The sequence below is a fragment of the Paenibacillus sp. SYP-B3998 genome (assembly GCF_010820665.1).
Lineage (GTDB): Bacteria > Bacillota > Bacilli > Paenibacillales > NBRC-103111 > Paenibacillus_E.
On record NZ_JAAIKC010000016.1, the window covers coordinates 97,054 to 103,921 of the forward strand.

Annotated in this window: 9 protein-coding genes; 2 read left to right on the forward strand and 7 right to left on the reverse strand. The window is 41.3% G+C overall.

The window, feature by feature from the left end:
* The first annotated feature begins 28 nt into the window (after positions 1-28).
* The gene (tnpA, locus tag GK047_RS25790; protein ID WP_163953130.1) at positions 29-193 is read left to right on the forward strand and encodes an IS66 family insertion sequence element accessory protein TnpA; all 165 of its coding nucleotides are present in this window, start codon (positions 29-31) and stop codon (positions 191-193) included.
* A 604-nt stretch (positions 194-797) separates the two neighbouring features.
* Here tnpA and GK047_RS25795 read toward each other — a convergent pair.
* Positions 798-1,493, reverse strand: a complete 696-nt coding sequence (locus GK047_RS25795; protein WP_163953131.1) for a metal-dependent hydrolase — start codon at positions 1,491-1,493, stop codon at positions 798-800.
* A 178-nt stretch (positions 1,494-1,671) separates the two neighbouring features.
* On the opposite strand from GK047_RS25795, the gene GK047_RS25800 reads away from it, so the two are divergent.
* On the forward strand, positions 1,672-2,412 hold the full coding sequence (locus GK047_RS25800; RefSeq protein WP_163953133.1) for a PaaX family transcriptional regulator C-terminal domain-containing protein: 741 nt from the start codon (positions 1,672-1,674) through the stop codon (positions 2,410-2,412).
* Between the two features lie 219 nt (positions 2,413-2,631).
* Here GK047_RS25800 and GK047_RS25805 read toward each other — a convergent pair whose 3' ends face one another.
* From GK047_RS25805 to GK047_RS25830, 6 genes are all read right to left on the reverse strand, one after another.
* Entirely contained in the window at positions 2,632-3,225 is a 594-nt protein-coding gene (locus GK047_RS25805; protein ID WP_163953135.1) for a YdeI/OmpD-associated family protein, read from the reverse strand.
* 959 nt (positions 3,226-4,184) lie between these two features.
* Complete coding sequence (locus tag GK047_RS25810) at positions 4,185-4,604, reverse strand: SRPBCC family protein (protein WP_163953136.1); 420 nt, start codon at positions 4,602-4,604, stop codon at positions 4,185-4,187.
* On the reverse strand, positions 4,601-4,930 hold the full coding sequence (locus GK047_RS25815; RefSeq protein WP_163953138.1) for an ArsR/SmtB family transcription factor: 330 nt from the start codon (positions 4,928-4,930) through the stop codon (positions 4,601-4,603). Before GK047_RS25815 ends, GK047_RS25810 begins: the two co-directional genes overlap by 4 nt.
* An 81-nt stretch (positions 4,931-5,011) precedes the next feature.
* A complete protein-coding gene (locus GK047_RS25820) occupies positions 5,012-5,374 on the reverse strand; it encodes a DoxX family protein (RefSeq protein ID WP_481856057.1) in 363 nt (120 codons plus the stop codon).
* A 399-nt stretch (positions 5,375-5,773) separates the two neighbouring features.
* On the reverse strand, positions 5,774-5,992 hold the full coding sequence (locus GK047_RS25825) for a helix-turn-helix domain-containing protein (RefSeq protein ID WP_163953139.1): 219 nt from the start codon (positions 5,990-5,992) through the stop codon (positions 5,774-5,776).
* A gap of 10 nt (positions 5,993-6,002) precedes the next feature.
* Positions 6,003-6,485 (reverse strand): DUF2975 domain-containing protein, encoded by a 483-nt coding sequence (locus GK047_RS25830; protein WP_163953141.1) that lies wholly within the window; start codon positions 6,483-6,485, stop codon positions 6,003-6,005.
* Positions 6,486-6,868: the final 383 nt, after the last annotated feature.

A 6,868-nucleotide genomic window follows, 5' to 3' on the forward strand; every position in this document is an offset into this window, starting at 1 on the left:
ATATCCTAATTTAAGGAGCTACGATTTCATGGACAAACAGCAACGCTTGCAAGCATGGACGACCAGAATCACAGACTTTAAATCCAGCGGTCTAACCATGTCCACCTGGTGCGATGCACATAACCAGACCATTCATCAATTAAAATATTGGCTTCGTAAACTAAGTTATTCCCCTTCTTCCTCGGTGTCATAATACACTGATTTTCATAAATGATGAGAATATCCGCAAAGCACAAAATGCATATTTATGCATCCGATGTATAATCACTCAACACTATTAGTTTAGATCTAAACTGCCAGAACAAACAAAAAAGTGCTTAACATTGACCTATCTAAAGTCAAAGTTACGCACTTTTTTAATTACTATATAAAAATAAAAATTGCAGCAATACTAGGGTCCCCTTGTTTTTTATCTTTTTTCTCTGTCTGAGCCATTTGGCGTGTTCATGTGATACTCGCAGCCGATGAGAATCACTAGGAGGCGGAGGCGCTTTTGAAAGACAAGGAGATTGCTCAGCGCTTGCAGGTGCATATCAATACGGAATGTGCGATCGAAAACCGTATGTCAAGCAAGGATGTGAAACCGCCACTTCAAGGAAAATAGCGGGAAGAGCAGAGCGTAAACGAAATAGCAAGTCTAATCTGAACGTTTAATTACGAAGGCTGTATAAACGTTAATTGTATGTTAGTGTCACCACATGACGACACTAACATACTTCATTAATGTATAAATTCCATGATTTTATTCATATCAGCATTGACGTATGTTTGTGTCGCTGGACACGTTGACACCCACTTTATTTTACAAGTGTAAGCTGTTCTCCAGGCTGGAGAGCGAAGCCTTCGATTCCTTGCTCCTTCAGCTGTGCGGTGAAGGCTGCAGCATTTTGCGCGATGCCCGGGAATGTGCTGTGATGAACCGGGATCACGTTCTTTGCTTGCAGCCACTTTGCTGCAATCAGAGCATCCTTAGGTCCCATTGTGTAAAAATCCCCGATCGGCAGTACCGCGTAATCAATATCGTGGAGCTCGCCGATCATTTTCATATCTCCGAACAAGGAGGTGTCGCCGGCATGATAAAGCGTAACTCCGTTCCAATCCATGACAAATCCGCCCGGCATGCCTGCATAGACGATACTTTGAGAATCGTCCGCTATAATAGAAGAGCTGTGGAATGCGTGAACAAGCTTTGCTCTGGCAAATCCCAAGTCCACAGTTCCTCCGATGTTCATTCCGATCGTCTTCAGGCCCTTCCATGAGTAATAGGTAGCGAGCTCAAAGGTGGCGATAATGGTCGCATCGTTAGCTCTGGCGATAGCTTCCGCATCAGCGGTGTGATCCGAGTGTCCGTGTGTAAGCAAGATGTATTGAACTTGAATGTCCTCGGCTTTCGCTTTGGCAACGGGATTGCCGGTCAGGAACGGATCGATGATGATCGAGCGCTCTCCATCCGAGATCTGAATGCAAGAATGTCCGTGAAAAGTAAGGTTCATTTTATTTCCCTCCATATACTATTTATTATTCGTTTGACGACAATGTGAGTATATTATTTATTTCTTTTTTTGTCAAATTACTGTAATATGATGATAGCAAGTATTCTGGAAGGGGATCAAAAACCGAATGCTGTCAATCGAGAAGCAGATACTTTTCCTGCTAACAAAAAAGCGTTGCATGCATGCTAAAGAATTAGTACAAATTTATACGAAGCGCGGCTATAAGGAGCAGTCGATCAGGAACGTTCTATCACGAATGAAGAAAGAAATGTATATTCATGCGGAAGAGCGTTCCCTGTATTCCATTGTGGACAAAGGGGAGCAGTTTTTATCCTTTGTGAACCGAAAACCGTGGCAATACAATGTGGACTGGAACCGCAAATGGTATTTCGTGCACTTCGAGGTACCGGAGCCGGAGAGGATAAGAAGGGATCAATTCCGTTTGCAGCTGCTGCAGCTTGGCTTCGGTCAACTGTATAAAAGCGTTTATGTCTCTCCTTGGGATTACAGCAAACAGCTTCTGTCATTGATTCATGCGGCCTCCATGGATGAATACGTCACTATCTCGGAAGCGTCGATTTTGTTTCGGGATATTACCCCCGAGCGGGCAGCCGACATTTGGCCACTAGCCGACATCCATCGCCTGCATCAGGAGAAGTGGCAATGGTATCAAGACGAATTCGTGCCAGCTTTGAATAAGGAAATCAGAGACAGGATGGATCCCTTAGAGCTGTTTGTCCTTTATTTGCATGTCGGAGAGGTTATCAGCGAGATTAGCCTTAGGGATCCCATGCTTCCGGTGTCTCTGCTTCCATACGATTGGATGGGGCACCGCGTAATCGCCGAGTTGTATCGTTCGTTTCAGTCGTTCGCCACACTCATCCCCAGCTCTTCAAATTATTATCAATTTCTCGTGTAAATACATGAGTGACAGGACAATGCTGCCCGTTATGTGAGTAAAGGCTGCCGTTCATGCCGGCAGCCTTTCAAGGTAGCAACCGTTGCTTCTAGGAAGTTGTCGTTACTTGTGATACGGTTCACCGATTGACGGCAGCCTGTTCGTGTTGTGCTCTAATCTCCCATTAGCTAGTGAGGTAATATCTTAAAGTTTGATTCATTTATTTTCTCATCATATATATTAATCATTTAATCCCTTTCCACCCAGAATTTGCTGCATACATTTTTCAACCCTTGACTCTCGAGTTTTGGATTGTTTGGGTTCTGAAAAATAAAGAATGTATGCTCTTTGCCGTCCCGGCGTCAATGCTTCAAAAGCAGTTTTCAAGGCAGGCATTTCATCAAATTTATTTTGAAATTCTTCAGGAATGTTGAATTCTGTATTCTTTTTAAAATTCACTTCCAAACCAACTTTTTCAACTTCAATGGCTTCATAAATATAGGCTTTCACGATGGTTTCCATTTCAACTATTTCTTGAACATCGGTGAACCGAATCTGGCGCGCCGCCTGTACATTTTCCGTTTGTTGGATTAGAATACCATTGGCATCCTGTAACAAGGCACCTTTGTGAAACAGAAGCGCACAGTATTCTTTAAATCCGTGTATTAAAACTATGTTTTTATTCTGAAACGTGTAACAAGGATGCATCCACTTAAATTCTTCGGTCAGCTCACAATCAAGAACGATATTCCTCAACTTCTCATATTCTTCGTACCACTGTGTGGCTCTACTTAAAAATGCATCAACTTTTGGATTCATTTTACTATTTGTCATCAAAGAACACTCCTCTTCAATTTATCGATCTGACAGTCAAGCATGATCATTCTCAATTTCTCCAATTCTTTCTGTCACTTTTTGGCTTTACTTGAATATTCATCAACCTTGGGATTCATTCTACTCTTTGTCATAATCTCATTTTAACTCATTAGTCTTGTCTAACGCTGGACGAGAATAAAGTTTGCTCAAAAGAGCTTTATCTTCTTTATTCATGCAAATATTCCTAATGTTTTCTACTGCTGAGAGTTCATACAGAGTGTAAAGGAGTCTCCCGTTTGTTTAATGGTCATGTGAAAATGTCCTAAAGTAATTGTTTTGCCTATCGATGGTTCTTACATTAAGTCTAGAATACTACTCGTTAGGTTGCCATACTTTGAGCTTGTAACCATCCGGGTCATAGAAATCGAATGCTCTGAACCAACTATGTTTAATCATTTCTTCAATACGAATGCTATTAGAGTGAGCATGCTATTAAAGTCCAACAATATTGGAAGTTCGTAAACAGACTACCGGGATTTCATAGCTTTCGCCATTGTCCAGCCCATAAAAACCTTCTCTAGTTGATCTATCCTGCCCTTACTTCAATGATTATCAAAAGGAGCTATCCTCGCGGCAGCTCCCCACTATCGTTCTCTGTTAGCTTAATAACGCAGAACATTTTATGGGAATAGAACCTCCAAATAAACGCTCAGAAGAAAACCTACTGTAACGATGGAAACAAGAAATGATACTACTTTGACCAAAACTTGATGCCTTCTCGGAATATCCCCAAACCTATTTGGTAGGTCATCAGTAACCAGCCCAAAAATAAGACATCATAATGATGATTATAATTATCGCCCTTACTAAGTCCAACAAAAACGGGTATCCGAGAAAAGCAACCGATCATATTTACATCGTCAAGTGACAACAGAGCCACGGCAGGAATCCCGCCATGGCTCTGTTGTCACTTGCGGTTATTGCTCCAAAAACATCTCAAGCTCTCCGCACCATTTACCCCAGCCATACTTAGCTCCACCCAGTGCTTGTTCATTTGAGATACCGGTTTGTTCGAGATGAAGGTTAACCTTTCCGTCCCCTAAATCTTGCAGCGTCCAGGTAACCGTGTGCTTCTCTCCGCTTTCCCAAGTATAGGACAAGCGGTTTGGTGCGTCCACGATAAGTACTTCGCCGTCAATAATTCCATTCCACCATTCGGTCGGCTGAGTGCGAAACTGAAAATGGTGTCCTACAACGGGCTTAAAATCATTTTCCATCGCCTGACCGGTGTGGATGTTGGCCACCCACTTGGCAAGCTTGCTTGAATCGGTTAAGGCGGACCAAAGCTTCTCAATCGATGTCTTGTACTGAAAATCCAAGGTTAATGTTAAACTCATTCTTCTTCCTCCTCTAATAGTTGGTTCAAGCGTAACATATTCGTACGCCAAAAATTGCTGTAATAAGCCACCCAATCTTGAATTTCTCTGAGTGGAGAGGCGTTTAACCTAAATCGCGTTTCTCTGCCGACTTTTCGATCAAGAACCAGTCCGGCCTCTTTAAGGATTGTCAAATGCTTGGATACCGCTGTACGGCCCATTTGAAACTGTGCCGTTAACTCATGAAGCGGTATCTCCTCTGCCTCTGCTAACAAACGAATCAGTCGGCGCCTAGTTGGATCTGCAATCGCGTCAAACACATCTCGCGACTGGTTGTTCTCGCTCATAGCACCCCCGCCTAAATATTATTTTCTGTAGTAGAAATCTATTGGTGGTACGAAGGGACAGCCGTTGATTTCACCACCTCCTTAAAGTATGCGGCTCTTCGGACGTAGCGCCCACGAAGCCATATTTAATGCAGCATATGAAAGCGGAAGGATAATAGGAAACCCGTAATCACCATAATCGTTAGCAAACGCATGAGATAAAGCCGCACCGGTCATTAAAAAGAAGATACCAGCGTGAACCCATTCTTTAAGCCGAGGAAAGCCTGGTACGACGAGAGCGATGGCTCCAAGCACTTTCCAAATCCCGAGAATAGTCAAGACGTATAATGGGTAACCAAGATTCTTCACTAACTCGAGGTTTCCTCCATATTGCATCAGTTGCCCGATACCACTTAACATAACAGCTGCTGAGAGTAGTAGTGTGACTGACCAATAAGCAATCATTTTTCCTCGGGGCTGGGTTTCTACTTTCGCGGTTGTTTCCGTACCAATGATCGTACTCAGTTTGTTTCCTCCTCATAATTGTTGATTCAAGTGAACTAATATTCTTGCTCTAAATTTTCCAAATGACTAGTTTTCAATTGGACACCATATGGTGACTCTTTGATTATAAGAAACCATTTGGTGTCCTGTCAACAACATTTTTAAACTCCACATGAAAACGTTAGTTAGCAATGTGTGACAACACTTTATGCCATTTGGCTCTTTGACTAAATGTTAAAAAGCCTCGGCGCGATAATACCGAAGCTTTTTTGATCATGACTCAGTTTTGGTGGGCGTCAGGACTGATTGATTAATCTCATTTGGAGAGACCCGTTAGTTAAATAAATTTGTTATCTGTTTTTATTGAGTGTCTTCGTCGCTTTTGTACTCCAAAATATCACCTGGCTGACAATTCAAAGTCTTACATATCGCTTCTAATGTTGAAAAACGCACCGCTTTTGCTTTTCCATTTTTCAGGATGGAAAGATTCGCCATTGTAATTCCAACCCTCTCCGAAAGCTCCGTTACGCTCATTTTTCGTTTTGCTAACATCACATCAATATTAATAATAATTGCCATATGCTCCACCTCAGACCGTTAAATCATTTTCTGATTTTATATTAATAACTTCTTGTAAAAGTCTTTGGAGAACAGCAGCAAAAACGGCGATCACCATAGAGGCGAAAATAATGACCAATCCCATTGGTATGAAACTTGGAGGGTCAACTCTCTTCCCCATGAGATAGTAGAGTGGCATACCTAGCAGGTACAAGGTACTGATTGTGATAGCACAGTATTTTATATTCTTTAAAGCTTTTACCGATAATTCCGAGAACGCTTGGTTCTTATCCATATAGCTTAAAAGTTTAAAAGCTTGATACAGAGCAAAGTAAAAAGGAATCGCTGCTGCGTACATATCGATTAAAACGAGAGATTTCATATAAGCCGTTTCTGGATACAATTCTCCAGCAAAATTCCCAATCTTAGGCACTAAAAATATGCACAAAGCGAGAATTGGGATTCCAATAAGAATAACAGCTATCTTCAAAAAGAGTGTTTTTCCTCGTTTCATAAACTGCACCTCACTTATTTAATGTCAGTTTTTACTTTACAACATAATTTATCGTTTTACAATAAATTAATATCGTTTTTGATAAAAATAAAAAGCATTTCTCATTACAAAGAAATGCTCTTAATTTTAAATGTTAAATTTACAACTTATTCAACAAAACTGCCCGTTAGGTGAACAAAGGCAGCCGATCGTTCAATGATATGCTCCCCTTACGGTAGACAGGTGAAATAATAAAACCTGTTGCTGTAAGGGGAGTTTTTTCATGTCAAAAAGAAAATACGGAGCTGCGGAAAAACTCATTATCCTTAATGAAGTATCAAGTGGACAACTAGGTTTTCTGGCCGCAGCTAAGAAATATGAGATCAATAAAACGACTTTAATGA